At 35.4% G+C, this 23,757-nt stretch carries 17 protein-coding genes and 1 pseudogene; 4 read left to right on the top strand and 14 right to left on the bottom strand.

Annotated features, from left to right (window positions below; genetic code table 11):
• The first annotated feature begins 221 nt into the window (after nucleotides 1-221).
• Complete coding sequence (locus J2Z38_RS00840; RefSeq protein ID WP_209771272.1) at nucleotides 222-2,867, top strand: hypothetical protein; 2,646 nt, start codon at nucleotides 222-224, stop codon at nucleotides 2,865-2,867.
• A 354-nt stretch (nucleotides 2,868-3,221) separates the two neighbouring features.
• On the opposite strand, the pseudogene J2Z38_RS00835 reads toward J2Z38_RS00840, so the two are convergent.
• Nucleotides 3,222-4,058 (bottom strand): annotated as a pseudogene (locus J2Z38_RS00835) (aldo/keto reductase).
• A 51-nt stretch (nucleotides 4,059-4,109) separates the two neighbouring features.
• Between J2Z38_RS00835 and ymfI the strand changes: the two are divergent.
• Nucleotides 4,110-4,838 (top strand): elongation factor P 5-aminopentanone reductase, encoded by a 729-nt coding sequence (gene ymfI / locus J2Z38_RS00830; protein WP_209771270.1) that lies wholly within the window; start codon nucleotides 4,110-4,112, stop codon nucleotides 4,836-4,838.
• A 41-nt stretch (nucleotides 4,839-4,879) separates the two neighbouring features.
• Here the strand turns inward: ymfI and J2Z38_RS00825 are convergent, their stop codons facing one another.
• From J2Z38_RS00825 to J2Z38_RS00775, 11 genes are all read right to left on the bottom strand, one after another.
• On the bottom strand, nucleotides 4,880-8,245 hold the full coding sequence (locus J2Z38_RS00825) for a UvrD-helicase domain-containing protein (protein ID WP_209771266.1): 3,366 nt from the start codon (nucleotides 8,243-8,245) through the stop codon (nucleotides 4,880-4,882).
• Complete coding sequence (locus J2Z38_RS00820) at nucleotides 8,238-11,585, bottom strand: PD-(D/E)XK nuclease family protein (protein WP_209771264.1); 3,348 nt, start codon at nucleotides 11,583-11,585, stop codon at nucleotides 8,238-8,240. Before J2Z38_RS00820 ends, J2Z38_RS00825 begins: the two co-directional genes overlap by 8 nt.
• The gene (locus J2Z38_RS00815; RefSeq protein ID WP_209771260.1) at nucleotides 11,578-14,616 is read right to left on the bottom strand and encodes an AAA family ATPase; all 3,039 of its coding nucleotides are present in this window, start codon (nucleotides 14,614-14,616) and stop codon (nucleotides 11,578-11,580) included. The genes J2Z38_RS00820 and J2Z38_RS00815 overlap by 8 nt, the downstream gene beginning before the upstream one ends.
• Nucleotides 14,606-15,727 carry an exonuclease SbcCD subunit D gene (locus tag J2Z38_RS00810; RefSeq protein WP_209771257.1) on the bottom strand — a complete coding sequence of 374 codons (1,122 nt, stop codon included), beginning with the start codon at nucleotides 15,725-15,727 and terminating at the stop codon, nucleotides 14,606-14,608. Before J2Z38_RS00810 ends, J2Z38_RS00815 begins: the two co-directional genes overlap by 11 nt.
• A complete protein-coding gene (locus J2Z38_RS00805; protein ID WP_209771254.1) occupies nucleotides 15,727-16,452 on the bottom strand; it encodes a YaaA family protein in 726 nt (241 codons plus the stop codon). The genes J2Z38_RS00810 and J2Z38_RS00805 overlap by 1 nt, the downstream gene beginning before the upstream one ends.
• A 46-nt stretch (nucleotides 16,453-16,498) precedes the next feature.
• On the bottom strand, nucleotides 16,499-17,461 hold the full coding sequence (locus J2Z38_RS00800; RefSeq protein WP_209771252.1) for a helix-turn-helix transcriptional regulator: 963 nt from the start codon (nucleotides 17,459-17,461) through the stop codon (nucleotides 16,499-16,501).
• A 106-nt stretch (nucleotides 17,462-17,567) separates the two neighbouring features.
• A complete protein-coding gene (locus tag J2Z38_RS00795) occupies nucleotides 17,568-18,656 on the bottom strand; it encodes a hypothetical protein (protein WP_209771249.1) in 1,089 nt (362 codons plus the stop codon).
• 174 nt (nucleotides 18,657-18,830) lie between these two features.
• Entirely contained in the window at nucleotides 18,831-19,004 is a 174-nt protein-coding gene (locus J2Z38_RS00790) for a hypothetical protein (protein WP_209771246.1), read from the bottom strand.
• Between the two features lie 223 nt (nucleotides 19,005-19,227).
• Entirely contained in the window at nucleotides 19,228-20,043 is an 816-nt protein-coding gene (locus J2Z38_RS00785; protein ID WP_209771243.1) for a metal ABC transporter permease, read from the bottom strand.
• Nucleotides 20,037-20,696 (bottom strand): metal ABC transporter ATP-binding protein, encoded by a 660-nt coding sequence (locus J2Z38_RS00780; protein ID WP_209771241.1) that lies wholly within the window; start codon nucleotides 20,694-20,696, stop codon nucleotides 20,037-20,039. Before J2Z38_RS00780 ends, J2Z38_RS00785 begins: the two co-directional genes overlap by 7 nt.
• Nucleotides 20,697-20,703: 7 nt before the next feature.
• The gene (locus tag J2Z38_RS00775; RefSeq protein WP_209771239.1) at nucleotides 20,704-21,837 is read right to left on the bottom strand and encodes a metal ABC transporter solute-binding protein, Zn/Mn family; all 1,134 of its coding nucleotides are present in this window, start codon (nucleotides 21,835-21,837) and stop codon (nucleotides 20,704-20,706) included.
• A gap of 90 nt (nucleotides 21,838-21,927) precedes the next feature.
• Between J2Z38_RS00775 and J2Z38_RS00770 the strand changes: the two genes are divergently transcribed.
• The gene (locus J2Z38_RS00770) at nucleotides 21,928-22,350 is read left to right on the top strand and encodes a Fur family transcriptional regulator (RefSeq protein WP_209771237.1); all 423 of its coding nucleotides are present in this window, start codon (nucleotides 21,928-21,930) and stop codon (nucleotides 22,348-22,350) included.
• Nucleotides 22,343-23,059, top strand: a complete 717-nt coding sequence (locus J2Z38_RS00765; protein ID WP_209771235.1) for a thermonuclease family protein — start codon at nucleotides 22,343-22,345, stop codon at nucleotides 23,057-23,059. The genes J2Z38_RS00770 and J2Z38_RS00765 overlap by 8 nt, the downstream gene beginning before the upstream one ends.
• Nucleotides 23,060-23,154: 95 nt before the next feature.
• On the opposite strand, the gene J2Z38_RS00760 is transcribed toward J2Z38_RS00765, so the two are convergent.
• Nucleotides 23,155-23,421, bottom strand: coding sequence for a type II toxin-antitoxin system RelE family toxin (locus J2Z38_RS00760; protein WP_209771233.1), 267 nt, complete (start codon nucleotides 23,419-23,421; stop codon nucleotides 23,155-23,157).
• Nucleotides 23,411-23,638: a type II toxin-antitoxin system RelB family antitoxin gene (gene relB / locus J2Z38_RS00755; protein WP_209771230.1), complete on the bottom strand. Its 228-nt coding sequence runs from the start codon at nucleotides 23,636-23,638 to the stop codon at nucleotides 23,411-23,413. Before relB ends, J2Z38_RS00760 begins: the two co-directional genes overlap by 11 nt.
• Between the last annotated feature and the right edge of the window lie 119 nt (nucleotides 23,639-23,757).

Below are 23,757 nucleotides of genomic sequence, written 5' to 3'. Positions count from 1 at the left end.
TACTGGGACTTTTGCAACAGCCCCTTCTTTTTAAACTTTACTCTAATACAGAGACTTTTCAATTTTACTTTCTAATTGAAAATTTAACGAAATTAGTATTTAATGATATCTATATATAAAAACTGATAAAATCCTTGCAATCTTGATTGATATAGTTTATAATTAGCTGGAGCGATTAATAATGATTATCATAATCGCAAATTATTATTCAAGGAGATTTTATGAAAAAAAGACAAAAAATAGCCATCTGCCTGGCCCTATCAGGTGTGATTTTGGCAAATACAAATATAGAAAGACAGATAGGTCAAAATAATTTTAACCTAGTAGCCTTTGCTGATAGCCCTAGTTTGATAAAGGGATATAGGGGTGGATACGCGACAAATACAATTATTTTAGACCACGAATTTATAAATAATATAAAAAGTGTAGAGGTTAACGGATCAGCCTGGAGCGAAGACCCTAGCGATAATAGACCAAAAAACAGGGGAGTTTATTACCTATCCAAGGGAGAAAATGGCGATGAATTTTCTATAGTTTTCACTAAATTGAATACAGGTGACAAGGTTGTCATAAAATCAGATAAAAAGATCTTATCTTTTACAATAAGTAATCCTACAGATTCATGGAGTGATAACCTAATAGATAAAAATTCTATCAAAGAAGAAAACATAGGCGCAGAAAAAGAAGATCCACAAAATAATGAAGAGCCAGATCCTGGAAAAACTGATGAAATAGCCTTTAGCTATAAAGAAACCTTTGGAAAAAATATCTTGGGTTTAGCAGATGGGAGAAAGGTCGATAAAAATAAACTTGAAAAAATAATTATTAATGGCAAGACTCAAACAGAAACCTCATCTCCTTCATCCGTTTTTGGCAATAATACCTATGCTTTTTCAATGGATGGTGATCTCTGCATAGTTGGGCTAAATAACAATGATTCGCTTTCCATAACCTATGATGGAATAGAATACAATTACTTATACAAGGATAAAAAACTTGTTGATAACAAGAACAAAAAAGATGTGACCTACCAAATAAGACTAGTAGGAAAGTTTGACAATCTTTTAGTGGGTCAGACAAAGATAGACGGTTTTTCTGGCGGTAGCGTCTCAGTTTCAAACAATCCTAATGCTGTATCCGTAGAGTACACAGACAAAAAAAATCCTAGCAAGGATGATTGGAAAAAACTAGAAGACAGGGGCAATGAATTTAGAGAAGTAAAAGCTGTTGTTGTAGATAAAGATACAGGCATAGAGGCAAACTTCGCCCATGGTTCTATAAGCCTTGGCGGAAGCCCAACAAAGGCAGGTACTTTCAAAATAAAAATAAGTGCAACTGATATTCGTGGAAAGAAAGTGGAATCAAATGAAGCTGAAGTAGAAGTCCATAACCTAGGAGAGCAAAGCCTAGAAGAGCTTTTATCAAAAGCTAAATTCATCCAAACTCAAGATAAAAAATATATGTGGGAAATGAGTCCATGGAAAATCACAAAATTCAATGACTCAAACAATATTGTAAATGTGCGAAAAGACCTCAAGGCATGGTTTGGATCTCACCAATCTGGCACCTATGGAGAGTTAGGTTTTGAGACCATTGATGAGCCAACCCAAACCCTAGTTGTAGGCCAAGGAGCCAACCTCACCTTCAAAAACATGAAAATCCTTGGATCTGTAAAAATAATTGTAAAAGACGGCGGAATCCTAAACTTAGATGACTCTGTAGTCTTTGGCAAGATTGAAGTTTCTAATAGTGGAAAATTAAATGTAAATTACAACCCACGCGATGACAAAATTACAACTGGCGCATCAATTTGGGGCCAAGTTGTCCTAAAAGACGGGGCTATTCTTGGAAATTCTTCTATTTACTCAAATACAAACTCCGCTGCCCAAGGCAAGATTGTAAACACAAATGACAAGCCAATCATAAAGGTAGAAGGTAGGGCTAAGATAGAAGGAGATGTTTCCGTAAGAGGCGACGAGCAAGCAACATATGGTAAATATGGTCAGCCAGCCCTAGAAGTGGGCCCAAATGGAAACCTAGAAATAACAGAAAACTCATCCCTAAACCTATTTGGCGGCGGTGTATACGCTCTCACATCTGTTGGTGGTGACGCTCTGAAGCTTGATGGTGGAAGTGTGACCGGCAAGGGCAAACTCGTAGCTATAGGCGGATCTGGCTCAGGCAAAAAAGGTGGATCTGGCGTATCAGGCCATGGTTCTATATCTGTAAGCACCGCTTATATTAGGGGCGGCAATAGCTCAAAAAATCCTGCCAAAGCAGTAGAATCCAACAAGATAAAATTTGAAGGCACAAAGGGTATTGCAATTGACGGCAAAAAAACTACAAATTCTGACCTAATTATCCCAGAAGACTACTGGAGTGGAACCCAAAAAATTTCTGATAAGACTTTAAAAACTATAAGCGATGCTCTAACAGAAAACAAAGATAAACCTATAAACCAAAAGTCTAATACTGAAAACTCCAAAACCGAAAATGGTGGAGGCAAAAAAGAAGAAAATAAGAATCCAAATTCTGGTAAAGACAAAGATAAAGGCCCGATAAAACCAGACAGGACTGGAGAGAAAAACCACTATTCAAATTACCAAGTAGATTATTTGCCAGATTACTTTTTAAATGAAAGTAAAAGCAAAAATTTTGACAGAGAAAAATATAACAAACTAAAAGAAGCCTATGAAAGATCTGTTATAACATCAAAGGCAGCTGTTTGGTTATTAGAAAATTGTCCTGAGAAAACAAAAAACATCAGAACAGACCTCTTAAAATTAATCAAACAGTCAGAAAAATTAAGACAAAAAGCTGAAATATTGCTCATAAAAATGAATCCTGATTTTAAAAGTCTTATGTAAAGTTCAGGCTAACTCAAACAACAAATAAAATTTCCCAAGCTTGAGAATAGCTTGGGTTTTTTGTTAAAAAGATTTTGCTTAAATTTTGAAAATGGTATTACATTTATGAAACGTTAATTATCTTATCGGAAAAAATTTGTTATTGCTCAAAAAAGGGACTGTTTCAGAATGAATAAATCAATCCAATATCATCAGGGGGTCTCAATAAGCCGACAGGCTATTTTCTCGTGAAGTTTCGCACCTATGAGCCGGCGGGATTAAAGTGGACTGCCGGCTCTAAGAGGCAAAATTTGAGATATAACCCTATGATGATGGGACGATAATTATTCACAATTTGCAACAGCTCCCTTTTCTTTATCCTCTTCTTATCTTATCAAGCCACTCCTTATTTTCTGGGTCATTAGAAAATCTTTCCTTCCTATCAAGGCTGGCAAGAGCGTTCATGTCCTCTTGGCTAAGGTCAAAGTCAAAAATCGAGATATTTTCCTTAATCCTTCCCTCATTTGAAGATTTAACAAGGACCATAGTTCCCCTATCAATATTCCATTTTAGGGCGATTTGGGCAGGGCTTTTTCCATACTTATCCCCTATGTCTTTTAAGATTTTTTCTTCAAGTAAGTTAGACTTGCCTTAAGAAAGTGGGCCCCAGGCCTGGTGGAGAATTTCATTTTCCTTTAAAAATTCAACAGTTTTCCTATCTTGAAAATAAAGATGGCTTTCAAGCTGGTCTAGGACTGGTTTTTCACCTAAATTAATTAATTCTGTCATCTGATTAATGGTGAAATTGCAAACTCCAAGAGCTTTCACAAGACCTTGGTCCCTGTAATCCTTAAAAACCTCCCAAGCTTTTTCAAAATCTTTGCCGTACCAATGAAGCAAAATTATATCAATATAGCCAATATCAAGGTCAGCTAGGGATTCATCAAGGCTTCTCTTAGCCGCATCTGTATCAAAAGATGATGGCCAAACCTTACTTGCGACCTGATAGTCTTCCCTCTTTAGGCCTGTTTCTTTCAAATATTTTCCCAAAATCTTTTCGTTTTGGTAATATTTCGCCGTATCAAAATACCTGTAACCTTCTTCTACTGCCTTGCCAATAGCTAATTCCATATCGGCTTCTTCAGTGATTTTGTAGGTACCAAAGCCAATAGCTGGCACTTTACTACCATTATTTAACTTAATATATTTCATAATCTCTCCTTTATTCTTACTATTTATATACCCATATGATATAATAATTATATGAAAACAGCATTAATAACTGGCTCTTCTAGGGGAATTGGGGCGGCTATCGCTAGGAGACTTGCCAAATCCTATAAAATCGTAATAAATTATAATAAATCTGAGGACGCTGCCCTCGCTCTTTTAAAGGAATTAAGGGATAAAAATTCCAATGTAATCGCAGTTAAGGCTGACCTTTCCAAAGAAGATGAGGTTGACTATCTCTTTAGAACTGCCGAAGATAATTTTGGCCATATTGATATCTTAATAAATAACGCAGGAAAATCCTATGTCGGCCTTATCCAGGATATGGAGTTTAAAAAGTGGCAGGAAATTGTAAATACCAACCTTAACTCGGTTTTCCTTGCGACAAAAAGGGCCCTTGGTCCAATGATAAGTCAAAAGGACGGGGTAATTATAAATATTTCTTCAATTTGGGGAAAGGAAGGTGCAGCCCTTGAGGCTTGCTATTCTGCGAGCAAAGGCGCTATTAACACCTTTACCAAGGCTCTTTCCAAAGAACTTGCACCTTCAAATATCAGGGTAAATGCCATAGCTCCGGGTGTTGTCCTTACAGATATGATGAAAAATGATTATAGTGAAAGGGAACTTGATTTGATCAAGGAAGATATAGGCATGGGTCGCTTTGCAGATCCAAAAGAAGTCGCAGACCTGGTAGCTTTTTTAATCTCAGACGAGGCTTCTTATATCACAGGTTCAATTATAGATATAAATGGTGGATTTTATTAAAAAAAGCTAGGAAGAGTATTTTCCCTCTATCCTAGCTTTTTTTACATTTCTTGAAATTCTTTAAAATTGTACCAATAAATTAGGGACTTCCCTACTTTCTTGCCCAAGGCTTCCTCGATTGCTTCCTTGTAGATAGCAAGCTGGGGCTTATAGGCTTCTTCTCTTTTTATGGTGTCAGTCTTAAAGTCAATTAATATTATCTCGTCTTCACCCTCAAAAATCAGGTCAATCTGGCCATTTACATAGTAGCCGTCATAGGCCATGAGGAAGGATTCCTCAGATCTTTTTGGAATATTTTCGGCAATTAACTTCCTAATCAAATCGCTTTGGTAAAAACTCATAAGCTTATCAAGGTCAATAATTTCCTTGATATTTTCATCAAAAATCTTCTTTTCGATTAATTTATCAAGTTCATCTTCTAGGTCTTTTTCTGTGTAGGCCTTCATAGGCAGTTTTTGGAAGACCTTGTGGATTAGGCTTCCCTTTTCTGTTGGGCTATAAGTTTTTTCCTCTTCCATAAAACTTGGTTTCTTAAAGGAAATATTTCGACTAAAGCCTTCTGCATCAAAGGATTCGTAGCCTTCGTTTTCCTTGTTAAAGTCCTTGGCAAGTTCTGTTACAGATTTTTTAAGGCTCTTACCAATATCATCTTTGCCGGCATAGGCAAATTCCAAATAGTCCTTTATTTTACTAAAAAGCTCCTTATCTGCCTTTTCATTTAAAAGATCAAAAAGATTTTCGTCTCTGTTTGCTTTTAAATCAGCGACTTCTTCAATAAAATCAAAGGAAATTCTTTTATCAAAGGCGGACTCTTTTTGGGTACCTGTGAAAAACTCGCTTGTAATCCCATCAAAGGAAAGGGCAGTTAATAGCCATTCCAAGTGAGAATTTAGCGAAAGATAAGATTCGTTTTTGTAGACCTTGTCCATAGCCTTATCAGTTTTTGCAAAATTGCCTGTGATGTAAAGCCTTTCTTCGGCACGGGTTAAGGCAACATAGAGGATTCTCATCTCTTCTTTCTTGTCATCTTCCCTTGATTTTTCGATAATAAGCTTCCTATTTATACTTGGAATTTTAATCTTTTTATCATAGTCTGCAACATTTATGCCAATCCCGATTTTTTCATCAAAAATTATTGGATTTGTCTTGTTATTAAAGCCCTTATCAGCTCCAGCAAGGATTACAATCTTAAATTCAAGGCCCTTAGACTTGTGAACTGTCATAATTCTGACCAAATCTTCGCCTTCTGAAAGGTCACGTGTCGGACTAATTGAGTCAGACCTGGTTGATTCCAAATTATTAAAAAAACTTACAAAACCATACAAGCCATTGTCGTTTGCGGCATCGTAATCAGCCATCAATTCGATTACAGATTCAATATTATTTATCCTATCACAAGCCAAATCTCTTGCCAAAAGAAAATCATAGAGGCCAGACTTTTCGAATAAATAATTAGCAAAGTCGTATAAATTTAAAATAACAAGCTTATCCTTCAAATCCTCTATCAAAGCCTTAAAAGATTTGATTTTTTCTCCGACCTCATCATCCTTGTCATAGGCATTGAAGGCCTCATAAAATTTATAGGAATCAGACGCCAGCTTGATTTTCGCCAAGTCATTTTCGTCTATATCAAAGATAACAGACCTTAAAATCGCAAGCAAAACAAGGTCGTCATTTGGATTTGTAAGATATTTTAATAAATTAATGAAAAATCCAACTTCACTTGCCTGGGTGGACACTTTTGAAATATCGTTAAAATAAGGAATATCTGCCTTTTTGAAGGCTTCTTCGTACTTGTAGGATTCAGTCCCGTTTCTAAGAAGAATGGCTATATCCCTGTACTCGTAACCCTCTGCAATTAAATCTTTGATTAGGCTAGTTAGGTAGATTTCTTCCTTAACATCTGGGCCAAGGACTTTCATTCCAACTCTTGCAGAATCAAGAAGGTCCTTTTCTTCCTTGCCATAATTTAGCCTGTGGCCACCCTTTTTGTAGTCAATATCAGCCATATCCTTGGTCATTAGCCTGTCAAAAATGTAGTTATTAAAGTCTAGGATTAGCCTGTCGGTTCTGAAGTTTTCGTTAAGGTTTATCCTCATCGAATCTTCATTTTTTTCATAAGAGTCGAGTTTTTCTATAAATAAATCAGGCCTTGCCCTCCTAAAACCATAGATTGACTGCTTGACATCACCTACAAAAAATAGGTTTCTTTCAGATTTTAATTTATCTACTATATAGTTTTGGATTTCATTTGAGTCTTGGTATTCGTCAAAGAAAATGTACTTGTACTTAGTTTTTAGCTTTTCCCTGGCGGTTTCATTATCAAGGAGCCTTATAAATTCATGTTCCAGATCGTTGAAATCAAGGTAGTCCTTGGCTCTTTTTTTAGAATCAAAAGTCTCTTTAAAATCCTTTGTAAGTTTATAAATCTCCCTAAAAAGTACCTCTTCTTTGGCATTGATAAAGTCAAGTGCCATGGAATCGGTATTTGTAATCATGGCCTCAAGATCTTTGACAGCAGCCTTGTAGGAATCCCTAGCAGCATTTATTTCATTGACCAGATCATCATCGCCAATCTCAGTTTTGATTTTTTTGGCAAAGGTCACATACTTTTTACTTGCGAGAGCCTTTGGAAAATCATCCCAATTATCAATCTGATTTCTGATAAAAGCAAGCATTTCATAATCACTTGCAATCAAATTCACAGCTGAGGCTGATAGGTCTGGGTTTAGCCTAGCTCCAAGATTTTCAATTGTTTTTAAGATCAAATCAAACTTATTTTTAATAAAATCTTTGAAATATTCTAGGTTTTCTCCCTTATCCTTGGCTACTTCAAGCCAAGCCATTCCATCAATCATTCCCACGATTTTTTGGTAGGTCAAAAGAATGATTTGCTTGGCATTATAATCTGACCTTTCTCCAGAAAAGTTTTGCAAGAAATAGACAAAATCATCGTCCATTTTCTCATATTCTTTATCAAAAACCTCATCAATGGCATCTGCCATGTAGATTTTCCCTGTAGAATCAGGCATGACCTTAAAATTTGGGCTAAGATTTTCCAGATAATAGAAATTTTCTCTGAGCATATCAGAGCAAAAAGAGTGGAGGGTCTTGATTTGTGCAAGTTTTAAGAGCTTAAACTGCCTTTTTATGAAGGCCAGATCAAAATCATCCGCTCTTTTTTCAAGAGCTTCTCTTATCTTATCCTTCATGTCTTGAGCGGATTTGTTGGTAAAGGTAACTATGATCATCTTATCGATGTCGATTCCTTCCTCAACCATCATTGAAATCACCCTGTTTACAAGGACCATGGTCTTTCCTGAACCTGCGGCGGCTGATACTATTATATTTTTATTTCTCTCGTAAATCGCGGTCCTTTGCCCGTCTGTTAACTTAAGTTCAGTCATTTTTAGCCTCCAAATTATCCAAGCTTAGACTCCTATCAAAGTCCCTAAACCTAAAAGTATCTATGGTCTTATCAAACTTGCAAATTCCCTTGTAATCGCAATAGGTACAGGCCGATTTATTCTTATCCTCCCTAAGAGGTGCGAGGTTGATTTTTCCAGCCTTGATGTCTTTGACCAAGTCTTTTACCATATTTTTTATATAGGCGGTTAGGTTTTTGAAGTCCTCTTCGCTTATCTTATAATTGCGTCTACCAACCACAATTGACGATTTTTTCCCATCTGAATCCCTATCCATCAAAGTCAAGGCCTTGCCGTCCTTATCAAGAAGAATCCCATCAAGGGCAAATTTCTTATCAAGACTTGCGGCAATTTTCGCATCATCTGAAATCGAATCTCCAAAGCTCTCAATTTCGTCTTTTAGGGAAATATAAAAAGCACCTATTGGCTCGAGATTTTTCCTATCGTCATTTACTGCAATCATGTAAATTATAAGCTGGAGGTCCTTGCCATTTAGGATGGCGGCTAGGTTATAACCCTTAGACCCGGTCTTGTAGTCAATTACCCTTACCAAATTTCCTGCCATATCAATCCTGTCTATCCTACCCCTTAGGTAATTTTCTTCATCCACATAAACTGGGTCGAAAAATCCGCCCTTGTCAAAGGCTTCTTCAAAGTATTCAAGCTTGAAATTGCCCTTATTAAGCTGGTCTATAATCTGTCTGGTATTCCTCTTGGCAGCCTGGTTTATATTTTTAAGTATATACTTATTTTTCGGATTGTCCTTCCTCTCCTTATCAAGGTTTTCGTCAATTCCTTCTCTAAATTTGTCATCCAAAAGCTGGTCAATTTCCTCAAAATCAACCTCATCTAGGTCCATATCCTTAATTAATTTTGACAAGTCTTCAAAGGACTTATGGACTATATTTCCGATGTCCATAGCATCCACGTCAAATTCTTTTTCCACATCTGGCCTTAGACCGTAGGCGACAAAGTGCTTGTAAGGACAGGCCGAATAGGTCTCAATTTCAGAAACCGAATAGGCGTGCTTTTTGTAAAGAACTTCCCTGATACTTGGATCGAGTGGCCTCTTATCATTGTTGTAAAATAGACCTTTCTTGATCTTATCGTAAATTTCTTTATTTTCTAAGTCTAAAGGAGTTTCCCTCAAATATTCCATAAAGGCGATGGCTAAATCCTTATCTTGTCTAGAAAGTTTTTCTTTATTCTTAATCTTATTTAAGACTCCAAGTGTGTATTTTTTGAGGCTTTCCTTGGCAAAAAGAGCGTCATTTGCCCTTGTGTCGAGCAAAATATTTTTCTTAAGGCCTGGGAAAATCTTTCTAATATCACGGATTACAAGACTTTCGCTCAAATCCTTGCCCTCTTTGTCAGAAAGTGCGTAAGATAAGATTAATTTATCAGACCTTGAAGTAATCTTATAAAGGCTTAAAAGCTCAGCCCTGTCACGGTCTTTGGCGTATAGCTTTAGGTCAATTTGAGCTTCTTCAAGATCTTCTGCCTCGTCTGGGCTAATTAGGTAGTCTTTGGCCTCCTGGCTTGGAAAATAAGAATCATCCATGCCCATTAGGATATTTATCTTTTTATTAGAAACCCTATCACGGGCAAAATCTGTCACTATGAGATGGTCTTTTGATGGCGGAATTAAGCCAATTTGCACGTCTTTAGCAACCGATTCGATTAGGCTATAAACTCTGGACAAAGGCATGGTTCTCTCGCCCATCAAGATTACCAGCTGGTCTAAAATCCCTATAAATTCATCCCAAATCTGCTCATTTTCCTTATAATCATCAAGGGCACCATTTGCTAGAAGTTTGTCCTGAAAATCGTTGATTCCAGCCTTGATTCCAGGATCTGAAATCATCTTATAAATTTTTGTAGCAAGGTTTTTTACTGTCAGATTTTTCTCATCAAGACCATCGATTAAATTTAAAATCCTAGATCTTACTTGGTTTACAACATTGTATTCCTCACGCTTTTTAGCGATTTTTATGTCTTTCTTTGGGTCTGTGGCTAGATTTTTTTGGTAAAAATCTTCGTCCATGGCAAAGTACTTGTCCTTTTCAAACATAGACCCCTTGATTTTCCTGTAGGTTAGGAAATTTATTAGGGTATCAGCATCCTCTTCGGTAATGCCGATTAGTTTTGAATTTAAGATGTAAAATAAATCTTCAGACCTAAAATTATTTACCCTAAGCCTTAAAAGGGCCAAAAAAGTCTTTATGATGTGGTTATCTGCCATCTTCCTACGCTTATCGAGAAAGATTGGAATTTCATACCTGGCGAAGGTTTTTATCAGCTCATTTTCATACTGGTCGGTATCTGTCAAATAAATTGCCATATCCTTAAAACGAATGTCTGGATTGGTTTTTATAATTTTATTTATCAAAAGAGCTATATTTGCAACTTCAGACTTAGTTGAAATTGATTCATAAATCCTGATGTTTTGTGGATTTTCCTCGTAAATATTTGGCTGATATTTTTCAAAATTATCCCTTAAATGGTCAAGATCTGCCGCCCTTGGACTTGATTCTAAACTTATAATTTCAGTTTCAAACCCCTCCCTAAAAAGGTCAAAGTTCCTTGCTGGACTGTCAAAAATCTCAGGTCTAATTAGAGGATTATTTATATATTTTGGGTTTATATTTAAGGAAACATTGATATCAAGACCTTTTTCATAAAGAGCAGAGATTAAATCAAGCTTTCTTTCCTCAAAAAAGTCAAACTTGTCTATAAAAATCTCATAACCATCAAGAAGGTCAGTTTTTCCAATATTTTCTGCCACAAAATAGAGTATATCTTCCTTGTCTAAGTATTTTCCCTCAATTTCCTTTTGATAAGTATCAAGGATTAGCTTTATTTCCTCAAATTTTATTTTTGAAATCTCAGAAACATCACTTTCTGACACAGCCTTAAAAAAATCCTCATCAAAATTATTGTCCTTAAAGGCTGAAATTAAGCCAACAAGGGAGTTTATAAAATCAATATTTTGGTAGGAATTTTCAAATAAATCAAGATCATCTTTGAGGTCTTGGAGGATATTTGTAAGGAGTAAAACCTTGCCCTCCTTGTTTAAAAATTCGAGCTTGCCCTCATTATAATTGTCCATAAAAAAGCTTGCAAAGGAAGAAAATGAAAGGACCTTAGCGTCCATGACGGCCTTGTATTTTACAGACCTTAGGAAGTTTATATCAGTTTCTAGGGTGTACTGCTCAGGCACAATTAGAATAGATTTTTTCCTAGTTTCAAGCCTTTCTTCAATTTTTTTGTAAAGATAGAGGCTAGACTCTCTTGCCTCCTTCGAAATTATTAGTCTAATCATTTACAATCTCCAAACTTGACCCACAACTTGGGTCGTATGTGATCAAAATCTTCGCTTCAATGGCGTCTTTGAGTTCATCAACGTGGGAAATTAGGCCAACAAACCTGTCTTCCTTGGAAAGTTTTTCTATGGTTGTGATGGCATTTGACAAAAATTCTTTAGAAAGCGTGCCAAAGCCTTCGTCTATAAAGAGGGTATCTATCCTTATTCCCCCGTTTTCCGCCCCGATTTCATCGGAAAGACCTAGGGCAAGGGAAAGACTTGCTAGGAAATTTTCCCCACCAGAAAGTGTTGAAGCTGGCCTTTTCTTTCCGGTGTTTGAGTCTAGGATTTCTATATCAAGGCCCATTTTTGACCTCCCATCACTAGCTTCAGTCTTTCTCACCATTGAAAATTGTCCGTCGGTCATGGCATTAAACCTCTTATTAGCAAAATTTAAGACCCTGTCAAAATAAACAGATAGGATAAAGGTCTCAAAATCAAGCCTTTCAATCCCCTTCACAGCTCCTGTGACCCCGTTTGCCAGATCAGAAAGGGCAGAAACTATTTGGGCAGTTTTTGAAAGTCCATCGAAAACTTCATGAATTTTCCTAATTTTTTCCCCGTCTTTTTGGGTCTGGTCAAGCCTTGTTGCAGCGGAGATTTTTTCCCCATCGAGGATTTCTTTCTCCCTTGCAACTTCATTGAGATTTTCCTCAAATTTGCTTAAGTCTGATGGGTTTTTATCCTTAAATTCTAGGAAATTTTCCCTGGTGGTTTTCTCCCTTTCTAAATTTTTGAAAAATTCTTCAATAAAATCTTTATTAACCTTTAATTCGTCTTCCCTTGCCAAATATGCTTGGTAAATTTCTATATTTTTAAACCTTTGACCAAGTTTTTCTTCAAATTCTTTTTCAAAATCTTTTTGATCATCTTTTGCCTTTGAAATATTTTCCCCAAGGGCAGTAAGGATTGACTTTTCCTTGGAAATGGCTAAAACTAGGTCTTGGTGGGCCTTTTCCTTTTCTTTTATAAGGCAATCTTTCCTTGTAATTTCAACCTCTAGGCTCTTTTTCTCCTCAAGAAGATTTTCCCTATCAAGGCCTGCCATGGCTTTTTCCCCGGCCAAGTATTTTATCTTTAAGTCTTCAAGATTTTTAAGCTTATCCGAAATTTCTTGGTAGGTTTTTTCCCTGTCGTCTTTTTCTTTTTTGAGGATCTTGCCTTTCTCTCCAATGACACTTAGACTTTGGGTCAAATCTGTAATTTTAATCTTATTTTTATGTTCCAAGTCCTCATAAGTCCTTAAAAGTACTTTATTTTCTGAAATAATCTTTTCAATTTCATCTATCTTATAAACTGTGCCCAGGTCTTTTAAGCTTTTTTCATAAATTGCCTTGGTTTTTGCAAGACTTAGCCTTAAAGCTTCCAGATCCTTGGTAATTTTTTCTAAATTAAAATCTCCAAGAGGGAGTTTCTCCCTAAGGCCTTCGTGGACTTTGCCACAAACGGGGCAAATCCCCTCGGCATTTAACCTATCTATTAACTTGTTGATTTCAATATGGTCGTGGTCTTCATCGGCTTTTTCTTTGAGTTTTTCAGTACTTTTAAGATCTTTGCCAATTTTTTCAAGTTCTTCCTCATAGGTCTTGTTTTCTACAAGTTTCTTATAGTCCTTAAGAAGATTTTCAATCTTTATCTTAAGGTCAGAAATTTTTTCCTTATAGTTAAATCCCTCTTCCTTGGCATCAGCCATTTCCTTGTTGGTCTTATCATAATCTTTTCTGAGGTCTTCAAGGTTTTTATCATCTTCCTTAATCTTTGCCTTTAGAATTTCCAAATCCTTATCCAAGTCTTTTATGGATTCGTAGGATTTTTTCACTTCAAGAAAGTCCTCAAAATCTCCTATTTCCTTGACCTTGTTAGAATACAAAATCTTATCTTGGTCAAGTTTATTTTTCAAATCAGGAAGGTTTTCCATTTCCTTTTCAATGTCTTTTAGACTTTGGTTTTTATCTTCCAAAAGGTTTTGAGCCTTACTTTGATTTTCCAAAAATCCCACAAGGTCGGACTTGGTTTTTTCAAGCCTTTCCTGGTAAATTTTTATGGAAAGAGCGTAGGCTAATAAATCCAGGTCAGCTCTTATCTTGAGATTTTTCTCCTCATCTTTTTCTAATTCCTTATAAGCCTCATCTGCTCTTTTGTATTTTTCAATATTTTCATTGAGAGTTTTGGCCTTTTCCAAATCGCTTATTAAAGATTTTTCTCTTTTTTCTAGATTATCCAAAAATTTTAAAATCTCTTTTAAAAATGAATCCTGTTTTTTTTCGATTTCTGAAATAATTTCAAAAATATTTTTAAAATCGTGTTTAGAAATTAGGTCAGATGAGATATTTTCCCCAAATACTTCGTTGTAAGAAACCACATTTTCTAGGTCCTTGTCAATCTGGACGAGTTTTTTCCTATTATCAAGGGCCCTTGTTTTTAACTCATCTTGGATGGCCCTTTGGGCGTCAGTCTTAAAAATATCAGATAAAAGCGCCGATTTTTCGTCAGATTTTGAAATCAAAAACTTTTGAAATTGGCCCTGTGCTAAAAGCATTACCTTTGAAAACTGGCTCTTATCAAGGCCTACAATCTCCTTGATCTTATCATCGGCTTCCTTGATTTTATCAGCGAGGAGGATTTTTTCGCCTGTTATATCATAAAACTCAACCCTGTGACCGATATTTTTAGGATTCTTAAGCTCAACCGCCCTCTGGCTTGGAACTCTTATGATTTTATATATTTTATCTCCCAGGGCAAATTCCAGGTCCACATAGGTAAAATCGTCATCTTCGGAAAGGTAATCGCTCCTTAGGTCTTCCATGGCAATTTCCCTTGGCACTTCCCCGTAAAGGGCAAAGGTAATGGCATCAAAAATAGTGGTCTTTCCAGATCCTGTGGGACCGGATATTAAAAATATTTTCTTGTCAAAAAGTCTAGTAAAGTCGATTGTTACCTCTCCCTTGTAGGTCAAAAATCCCCTTAATTTTACCTTCCTAACCTTCATTTATAGCCCCTATCACGTCTTCTAGGACGTTTTTTTCATCATCAGTCATCTGGCGTTTATCCTTGTAAGCGACAAAGTCCTCAAAAAGTTCCAAGGTCGATTTATTTTCTATGTCAATATTTATCTCTTCATTATCCATGGCAAAAACGGACCTTGATGCGTAATTTATAAGGACTGCGTTTGGGAATTTCTTCTTAAATTTAGCCATGGCATTTTCGACTGTGGCCTTATCTTCTAGGATAAATTTAATATAAGAATCACTCTCCGGCTCGCTTATTAAATCGTCAAAAAATCCTGTCCTTACTTCAAAATCTCTTAAAAGTTTGATTGGAATTTTCTCTATATCAAGGCTTTCTTTGCCCAAATCAACCAGGGTCACAGTCTTATTTACATCCTTTTTATCAAAGGAATAAGGCATAAAGGTGCCCGAATACCTGATTTTGGGGTCGAGAACATAATGTGCAGAGTGAAGGTGGCCCAAGGCAGCATAGTCAAAATCCATAAAAAGCGAAGCATCCATAAAGTCTGACCCACCAATTGTCAATGGTTTTTGGCCCTCATTGTAGGCTTTTTCAAGGCCCTGACTTATTTCAGAAGCGTAGCAATGGGTAATTATGACATTTCTGTCCTTGTAATCATAATCCTTAAGAGCCTGTCTATACAAATCTGTAAAATCAGCGATTTCCTCACCAAAAATTATCCTGGCCTTGGCAAGGGACATAAAAGGCAAGAGGAAAAAGTGGATTGGCCCGTACTCGTCCTCCAAAGTCACGACTTCTTTTGTGTATTCCCCAGCTAGATAATATTTATTTGTTTTATAAAACCTCTTATTCACATCAAGGCGCTTGGCAGAATCGTGGTTTCCAGAAATGGCAAGGACCGGAATTTTTATATCAAAAACGATTTTTTCTATAAAATAATTATATAAATCAAGGGCCTCAGCCGATGCAACCGCTGTGTCAAAAATATCTCCAGCAATCATTACTGCCTCGATTTTCCTTTCCTTAATGATATCCAGAATCTGGTCTAAAACGTATTTTTGATCTTCAAGAAAGGAAAAATTTCCCAAAGATTTTCCTATATGGAGGTCTGATAAATGAAGGAGTTTCATTATTTATCTCCCTTTCTCACAAAGGTTAGGGTGTCAGGAGTCGAATTGTATGGGTCATAGGTATAACCATTTATATTTAGCTTTTTCACCTCATCTATATCCTCAATTTTCCTTGTGATAATTTCCTTAAGCATAGCACCCCTTGCCTGCTTCATGTAGGAAACAACTGACTTTAACTTCCCATCACGGACTTCCTTAAAATCTACAGTCAAAAACTTGTCAGATTCCTTCAAAAATGGCTTAAGAGTCTTGGTATATTCCTTGCTGGCAAGGTTTAAAACTAAATCCCCATCCTCAAAAAGTTTTTTATACAAATCGTCTCCCCAAAATTCGTAGAGGTCGTACATGGTATTGTCAAAATAAAGCCTATAATCGGAAATCCCTGTCATTGGCTTTAAAAGGCCATAAAAGGCATCAAGAATGTAGACGTGGTCGTTTAAATATTCAAGATCTGGAAAATCTTCCATAGTAAATTGCTTAAAAACCAAACCATCAAAAGAAAAAAGCGCTGGATTTGGGAGGTCGTCAAAGTCAAAATCTTGAAAATCAAAATAGGCTTTTTCAGTAAGTTTATCATTGGTCCTATTAAGATTTCCCATCTCATTCATGGAAAGCTTCCTAATCTTCTCAAGCAAAATCCTAGTCTTTTCAGGAAATAAAAGTCCTTCTGTCTTTATATTATCAAAATGTTTAAAACCCTTAGCCGGTGAAATAATAATCTTCATAAAAATCCTTTCTTTATATAGATAATTATATCATAAAAACATAAATCTAAATTGTATAGGGATTTGACATAATTATTTCACTTATTTCATCCCTAAGTGATTGAGGTTCTAAAACTTCAATATATTTTAGAAATGAAAGGGCCCAATATTTTATGCCTTCTGGAGATGCAATAAATTTTGCAAACATATAATTATCCCCATCATCTTCTAATTTTATATCTCTTCCAAACTCATCTATTACAGAATTTAAGATATCTTTATTAAATCTAATCTTTATATAACTATTATCTCCCAAATATGCATTGGTAGAATTATAAATTTGCTTATCATATTTGTAACCATCAATTTTTTCTCTTTTATTGTCACATATTTCCACATATTTGATAAAGTCTAACCTAAATGGATAATGTTTTTCACTCCCATCATAGCTAGTATATAGATAGTACCTGTTATTTTGGTATATAATTTTATAAGGATCAACCCTATAAGGCTCTTTTCTTCTTGGAACAAGTTCTTTTTTATCATTATAGGTAAGATAGTTAAATTCTATTTGTTTTTTTTCATTTATTGCTTGATTAATTTTTTCAACATTTGAGAAAATTTCATCATTTAGACCTTTTTTACTAGAAATATTTTCAAAATTATCAAAAATATTTGCAAAAGATTTATCGTTTTCACTCTGAGTATTTGCAATTTTTTTAATTAGTTCTTTGCTTTTTTCTTCACTTATATATGGTGATGAAAAAATAGAGGCTGCTAATAAATATGCTTCAGACTTTTCAAAAATACGACTAATCAAATAATATCCCTCTTTATTGTCTGCGTATTCTGATATTTTAATATCTAGATCAATAAGCTCATCCATAGAACTTCTAATCGTTCTCCTATCAAGCTCTGCTCCATAATCAAGTTTGATTTTTCTTATAATGTCAGACATAGACATGATATGATCTGAATCACTATAAGTAGCTAGACATTTATAAACAAATAAAACATTGGACCTTGACATATTCCCTCCCTTATATCTTATTTATATTATACTCAACCTGGTGTACAATAAAATGCATAGGCTCTTTAAGGTAAATAAATAGCCAAGAATTAATCCTGGCTAATTATTAGTTATTTTTTTCTACCAAATTAATAATAGAATCAAATTTATATTTTCCAATTTTTCTCATTAAATTATTAGGACTAATCCTAGCTGCCTGGCCAGGAAATTGATAAAAATATTCAAAATATAACTTATCTAAATTTTCATCAATATCTTCATTTGTGATCTTTTTTTTCTGATCTTTAATTATTTTCTTCAATGCAATTATAAGTACATTTCTCCAAGTATCATATGACCTGAAACAGAATGCTAGCTTTTTATCATTATCTGATTCTATATTTTTGCCAATTCTATGAAGAATAATGTATGCAGAGAATAGCGAAAATTTATTATCATAGTCTAAAACTATTGTATTAGCCGATTTAGATCTAAATGGAAATAAATCAATATTTACAATTTTATTTGTTATTTCTTCAATAGAGTTTCCAGCCCTATCAGTAAGTTTATTTTTTTGACAATGGAATAGTGGTATATATTTTTTGCCATCTTTTTTTATATATCCAGCTTGCTTAGCTATATCCAAAAAATACGCATAAGTATAATATCCTAAGTCGTCTTTAATTTCTGATTTATTTTGATCTTTATTAAAATCTTGCAAAAATTTTTTTAACTCTTTCGTTAATATAGACTCACAGCCATTTATATAACTTTCTATCTTTTCTGGGGAATCTTCTGCTATTAAGATTTTATCATCATCGTCGTCTTTGAAATTAGAATAATATTCTTTGATACTTACATCTTTTTTATATTCATCATTGATTCCATTAGAGCCTGGATTAAATAAACATAAATATAAGTATCCATTTTCTATATCGCCTCTGTAATGAGTAGGTAATCCATAATTAACATTTGCAGAATTTATAAACTTATTCTTTTTTTCCGTTTTAACATTCCTAATTTTATTATTACAATTTAACGCACTTACCCAAGAAAAGTCACTTAATCCTTTTTTATATTTATCTAAAAACTCTTCAGCTATTTGTGTTAAATTTAAACCATCATTCGAATATGGATTATAATCATTTAAATCTTTTTTAGAAAAATCAATTAATAAATTTTTAAATTCTCTATTTAATTCTCCTATACTTGTCATATTTTCCTCCAGAATCGTTTCAATATAATTTCTCACAATAATTAAAATGAAAACTCTTATACGAAACATATAATTACATATAGATAAGAGCCTCCTAATCAAAACGATTAAGAGGCCCATTAGTTTTTCAATTTCTACAAATATTAAATCTATTAGATATGAAATATCATCAGACTAACATTTAGCTATATCATCTTTGCCAACTTGCTTTTTGTCTTTTCCTTCAAATTTAACTACAATATAATCAAACCATCCCGTTTCTACTACCACTCCTTTGTCACCTTTGTTAATTGTAAAACCAATATTTTTAGTAGCCATAACTCTATCGCCTTTTTCAAAATCGCTCATAATAACCTCCTATATTTTAACTACATTATATCATTAATTCAGAGTTGCGTCAACTTGTTAAATTGTTTTTAAAATCAAGTTATCTTGATAAAGATAAACGTTGAAATTTTTCTCTATTATTATTTAATATAATTCATATACATTTCTCACCTCCTAATTTTATTATAACAGGACTTGTACACAAAAATTTGGACAGATAAAATTTCCCAAGCAAAAAGACCCCCTATTTGGAGGTCATTTTTTTGATTTTTTCTCTTATTTTTTTAATTATTGCCACAATTACCAATGTCCCTATGGCTATCATTACTATTGCCCCGCCTGGTTTTAGGCCGTAGTAGAAGGATATGGTGATTCCTGAGATCATAAAAATTACCGAAAATATTAGGGAGATTAGGTAGGTTTTTTTGTAGGAATCGCTCATTAAAAGGGCTGTGGCGACTGGGATTACCATTAATGATGTAATCATGAGGGCACCCACGATTTTAGCTGAGATGGCTATTGTGATGGCTGTTAGGAAGGTAAATACACCGTTTACCATTCCTACCTTCACACCTGCAAGCCTTGCCATTATCGGGTTTATGGATATAAACAAGAGGGCGTTATAAAAGTAAAGGGACAAGGTGACGACTAGGGCAAAAATTATCCCAACCAGGATGACATCTTCCCTTGAAACTGTTGTAATTGACCCAAAGAGGTAGGATTCAAAAGATTTTCCTCCTGGGGCAAAGTCTGATAAAATCGCAGCAAGGCCTATGCCAAAACTCATGATGATGGCTGTTGCCATGTCGCCAAAGTCCTTGAATTTCTTCCTTATGATGTCAATAGCGAAGGCTCCTAGAACACAAAATACCAAGGATGTCCACATAGGATTTATGGCGAATATAAGTCCCATGGCTATGCCTGCTAGTGAAGAGTGGGATAGGGCGTCGCCTATCATGGATGTTTTCCTATTTATCATAACAAGGCCAATCATTGGAATGATTATGGCTAGCATCCCACCAACTAGAAGGGCCCTTCTCATAAAATCGTAACTTAGCATATGACCCCCTCCTTTAATTTAAAGACCTTGTCCACATAATCGCCCAAGATGTCCATTTCGTGGGTTATCATCAAAATTGAAATCCCGTGGTGGGTGTTTAGGTGGACTAGGAGGTCAAGGAAGTCTTCCTTGGATTTTTGGTCGATGCCGACTGTAGGTTCGTCTAAAATCAATATATCGGGATTATTTACCATGGCCCTTGCGATCATAACTCTCTGGGCTTGGCCACCGGATAGGGTATTAACTGGCCTATCTATAAGGTCTTTAATTTTTAGGGTGGAAAAAGTGTTTTCGATTTTCGATTTGGATTTTTTTGTGATTGTGTTGAATATCGAAAATTCCTTATAGAGGTTTAGGCCTACATATTCCCTGGCCGATACCGGAAAGGCAACCTTGATGGCCTCGTTTACCTGAGGCACATAGCCAATCTTGTCAAAATTTTTAAAGTCTTCCATGTCGATTCCAAAAAGTATGATAGACCCATGGTCTTTTTTGAGTTCACCAAGGATTAGCTTAATTAGAGTGGACTTGCCCGAGCCATTTTCACCGGAAATTACGGCAAAGTCTCCCTGGTCAAGGTCTAAGTTTACGCCTTTTAATATTAAATTTTCATTATAGCCAAATTTTAGGTTTTTTATCTCGATTTGCTTCATATATATATTATGCTAGTGACTTATATATATTTTCAAGGTTTTCCTTGATTATTTCTTGGATTGTGACTTCCTTGTCGATTTCTTCTTGGGTTGCAAATTCCATTGTTGATAGTGGGGCTACTTCTGCACCTATTTCATCAGCGATAGTCTTTGCTGCCTTGTCAGAACCACCTTTTTCAAAGAAAACTGTCTTTATTTGGTTTGCTTTCGCAAGGTCTGTCACTTCCTTCATAACCTTAGCATCTGGGTCTGCTGTTGATGTTAGGCTTGCTAGAGGAATTTGTTCAAGACCAAAATCTCTTGCTACATAGCCGAAGGCTTCGTGAGGAACGATGAATTTTTTATTCTTTACACCAGAAAATTTATCAGTGTACTCTTCGGTAATTGCATCAAACTCTGCGGCAACTTTTTCGTAATTTGCCTCATAGTAATCTTTGTTAGCTGGGTCAATTTCTGATAATTTATCTGCAATTACCTTAGCTTGGGCCTTGGCATTTACAGGTGATAGCCAAGTGTGTGGGTCAAACTGGCCGTGATGGTGGTGATGATGTTCTTCGCCTTCTTCGTGATCATGGTCGTGGTCATCGTGATCAGCGTCTTCATGATCGTGGTCATGGTCTGCATCTTCGTGATCGTGATCATGGTCAGCGTCTTCATGGTCATGGTCAGCGTCTTCATGATCGTGGTCATGGTCAGCGTCTTCGTGGTCGTGATCGTGGTCGTCAGCGTCTTCGTGGTCTGCCTTTATTAGATCAAGGCCCTGGCTTGTGTCAACCATTGTAATATCAACAGTTCCTTCTACGTCGTCCTTCCAATCTTCCATTCCTGCCCCATTCATAAAGATTAATTGGGATTCAGATAATTCTGCAATTTCTTTAGCAGATGGCTCAAAATCATGGCTTTCTGTTGTTAGGGAGTTAAATGCCTTAACTTCAAACTTATCGCCAGCGATTTGCTTGGTGAGGTTATAAATTGGGTAAAATGAAGCGTAGATTACCTTTGATTCTGCTTTGTTTTCTGCCTTTGCTTCAGTTTTTACTTCTTCTTTTGTTTCTGGTTTTGTATCGTTCTTAGCTTGATTTCCGCAGCCTGTCACTGCAAGGGCTAAAGCTAGTCCTATAAATAAATTTTTCTTTTTCATATATACTCCTTTTGCAAGTGATTTGCATATGTATTATATAGGTATTTCTATATCTGTCAAATCAAGTATAATGCTTTTAAGGAGACTAATATGAAATTAAACGACCTACTAAAAAACAAAAACCTAAGAATAACCAAGCAGCGCAAGCTAATACTAGACTACATCGACAAGAAAAACGAGCCAGTAAGCGGTCAAGCAATCTATGACGATCTAAAAAAAGAGATGGCTATCGACCTTTCTACTGTCTACCGCAACCTAAATGTCCTTGAGGAAAACGACCTTTTGCTCAAAACTTCTGATCTCGATGGGATTTCCTACTATCAGATAAATAAGGATGATCACAAGCACTTTATAACCTGCTCTCGTTGTCACAAAAAATACATAATCAAATCTTGCCCAGTCCACGAGCTTGAAAACCAAGTTGCAGCAGAAACAGGCTTTATAATAAATGGCCATAACTTCGAATTTTACGGGATATGTCCTGCCTGCCAAATGGAAATAGACCGTGTTTAGGATAATCCTTGCCCTCCTTTTTGCCGTAACTTTGACATCTTGCCAAGAAATCCCAAAAGAAAATATAAATCAAGATGAATTTGCAAGTAATGATTTGCAAATTTACCAAAAAGCCAAAGTCAAATACGCCGTTGATGGAGATACGATTTGGGTTGATATTGATGGAAAAGACGAAAAGGTGAGGTTTGTCGGTGTAAATACACCAGAAGTCGCAAAAGACGGCGAACCTGCCGAATTTATGGCAGACGAAGCCAAAGATTTTACAAACAAAACTATAAAGAATAAGGAAATCTACCTGGAAAAAGATATTTCTGATAGGGATAAATACGATAGGCTCCTAAGGTATATTTGGCTAGAAAAGCCAGTCGATAATCCCACCCTCAATGATATTGAAACTAAAACCCTAAACGGGATTTTGGTCAAGGAGGGATTGGCTTTCGCAAATTACTATAAACCGGACATAAAATACCAAGAGTATTTAAAAAAATTAGAAAAATCTGCCCAAGATAATAAAAAAGGAATCTGGTCAGACGGGACAGAACAAAAAGAAGAAAAAATTAACCAATCTTATCTCATAAAAGGAAACAAAAACTCCAAAGTCTACCACCTCCCAGAATGGGATTCTTATGATACAGTCAAAGAAAAAAACGCGGTCTATTTTGAAACAGAAAAAGAGGCCAAGAAAGCTGGCTTTAGGCCAGCGAGGTAGGTTTGTATGAAACTTAGGACTTTCTGGTAATATCAAATATTTATAAGAAAAAGAGCTCATCAAAAGATTTTTATCTTAATAGCTCTTTTAAATTTCTAATCATATATATTTTTTCTATGACCTATATCAATAGCAAGGACAATTAGCTCATCGTCTCTAATATCGCAAATCACCCTATAAGCCCCTATCCTATAACGCCACAGGCCCTTGTGGTCCCCTTTTAAAGCTTTGCCTAATCTTCTGGGATCTTCGAGCTTATCTAGCTTTGATTTCATATCTTTCGCCAGCATGAGACCAAGATGTTTGTCCATTTTCTTAATTTTTTTCTTAACACCTTCTGAAACAACTAACCTATAAGTCATTTTCCAATTCCAAAATCAAATCATCTATAGAATAAGTGACAGGATTTTTTTCAAAATCTTCCAAGGCTTTAAGCCCTGTTTCATAATCAAGTTCATCTTCAATCTGACTTGCCAAAGCTGTTTTAAAAAGCTCTGATAGGCTTTTTCCCGTATGCTTAGAATAAGATTTAAACAAGTTATTTTCTTCTTCATTTAACCTAAGTGAAACAACGCTCATAAGGACCTCCAATCTTTGTTTACATTGTACTACATTTTGACTTATATTCAATATCCAAGACCTATAATAGAATTCGATATAAGGCTTAGTTTTATTTCTAATAAACAAAACTCAAGTAG

It is taken from the genome of Anaerococcus degeneri, from assembly GCF_017874475.1.
In the GTDB taxonomy this organism is placed as follows: domain Bacteria; phylum Bacillota; class Clostridia; order Tissierellales; family Peptoniphilaceae; genus Anaerococcus; species Anaerococcus degeneri.
The sequence above is the reverse complement of the archived record's forward strand: the minus strand, read 5'-3'. Positions and strand labels throughout refer to the sequence as shown.

Coding starts and splice junctions, on each gene's coding strand:
- J2Z38_RS00840 (WP_209771272.1), top strand. CDS start 222: ATGAAAAAAAGACAAAAAATAGCCATCTGCCTGGCCCTATCAGGTGTG.
- ymfI (WP_209771270.1), top strand. CDS start 4,110: ATGAAAACAGCATTAATAACTGGCTCTTCTAGGGGAATTGGGGCGGCT.
- J2Z38_RS00825 (WP_209771266.1), bottom strand. CDS start 8,245: ATGACTGAACTTAAGTTAACAGACGGGCAAAGGACCGCGATTTACGAG.
- J2Z38_RS00820 (WP_209771264.1), bottom strand. CDS start 11,585: ATGATTAGACTAATAATTTCGAAGGAGGCAAGAGAGTCTAGCCTCTAT.
- J2Z38_RS00815 (WP_209771260.1), bottom strand. CDS start 14,616: ATGAAGGTTAGGAAGGTAAAATTAAGGGGATTTTTGACCTACAAGGGA.
- J2Z38_RS00810 (WP_209771257.1), bottom strand. CDS start 15,727: ATGAAACTCCTTCATTTATCAGACCTCCATATAGGAAAATCTTTGGGA.
- J2Z38_RS00805 (WP_209771254.1), bottom strand. CDS start 16,452: ATGAAGATTATTATTTCACCGGCTAAGGGTTTTAAACATTTTGATAAT.
- J2Z38_RS00800 (WP_209771252.1), bottom strand. CDS start 17,461: ATGTCAAGGTCCAATGTTTTATTTGTTTATAAATGTCTAGCTACTTAT.
- J2Z38_RS00795 (WP_209771249.1), bottom strand. CDS start 18,656: ATGACAAGTATAGGAGAATTAAATAGAGAATTTAAAAATTTATTAATT.
- J2Z38_RS00790 (WP_209771246.1), bottom strand. CDS start 19,004: ATGAGCGATTTTGAAAAAGGCGATAGAGTTATGGCTACTAAAAATATT.
- J2Z38_RS00785 (WP_209771243.1), bottom strand. CDS start 20,043: ATGCTAAGTTACGATTTTATGAGAAGGGCCCTTCTAGTTGGTGGGATG.
- J2Z38_RS00780 (WP_209771241.1), bottom strand. CDS start 20,696: ATGAAGCAAATCGAGATAAAAAACCTAAAATTTGGCTATAATGAAAAT.
- J2Z38_RS00775 (WP_209771239.1), bottom strand. CDS start 21,837: ATGAAAAAGAAAAATTTATTTATAGGACTAGCTTTAGCCCTTGCAGTG.
- J2Z38_RS00770 (WP_209771237.1), top strand. CDS start 21,928: ATGAAATTAAACGACCTACTAAAAAACAAAAACCTAAGAATAACCAAG.
- J2Z38_RS00760 (WP_209771233.1), bottom strand. CDS start 23,421: ATGACTTATAGGTTAGTTGTTTCAGAAGGTGTTAAGAAAAAAATTAAG.
- relB (WP_209771230.1), bottom strand. CDS start 23,638: ATGAGCGTTGTTTCACTTAGGTTAAATGAAGAAGAAAATAACTTGTTT.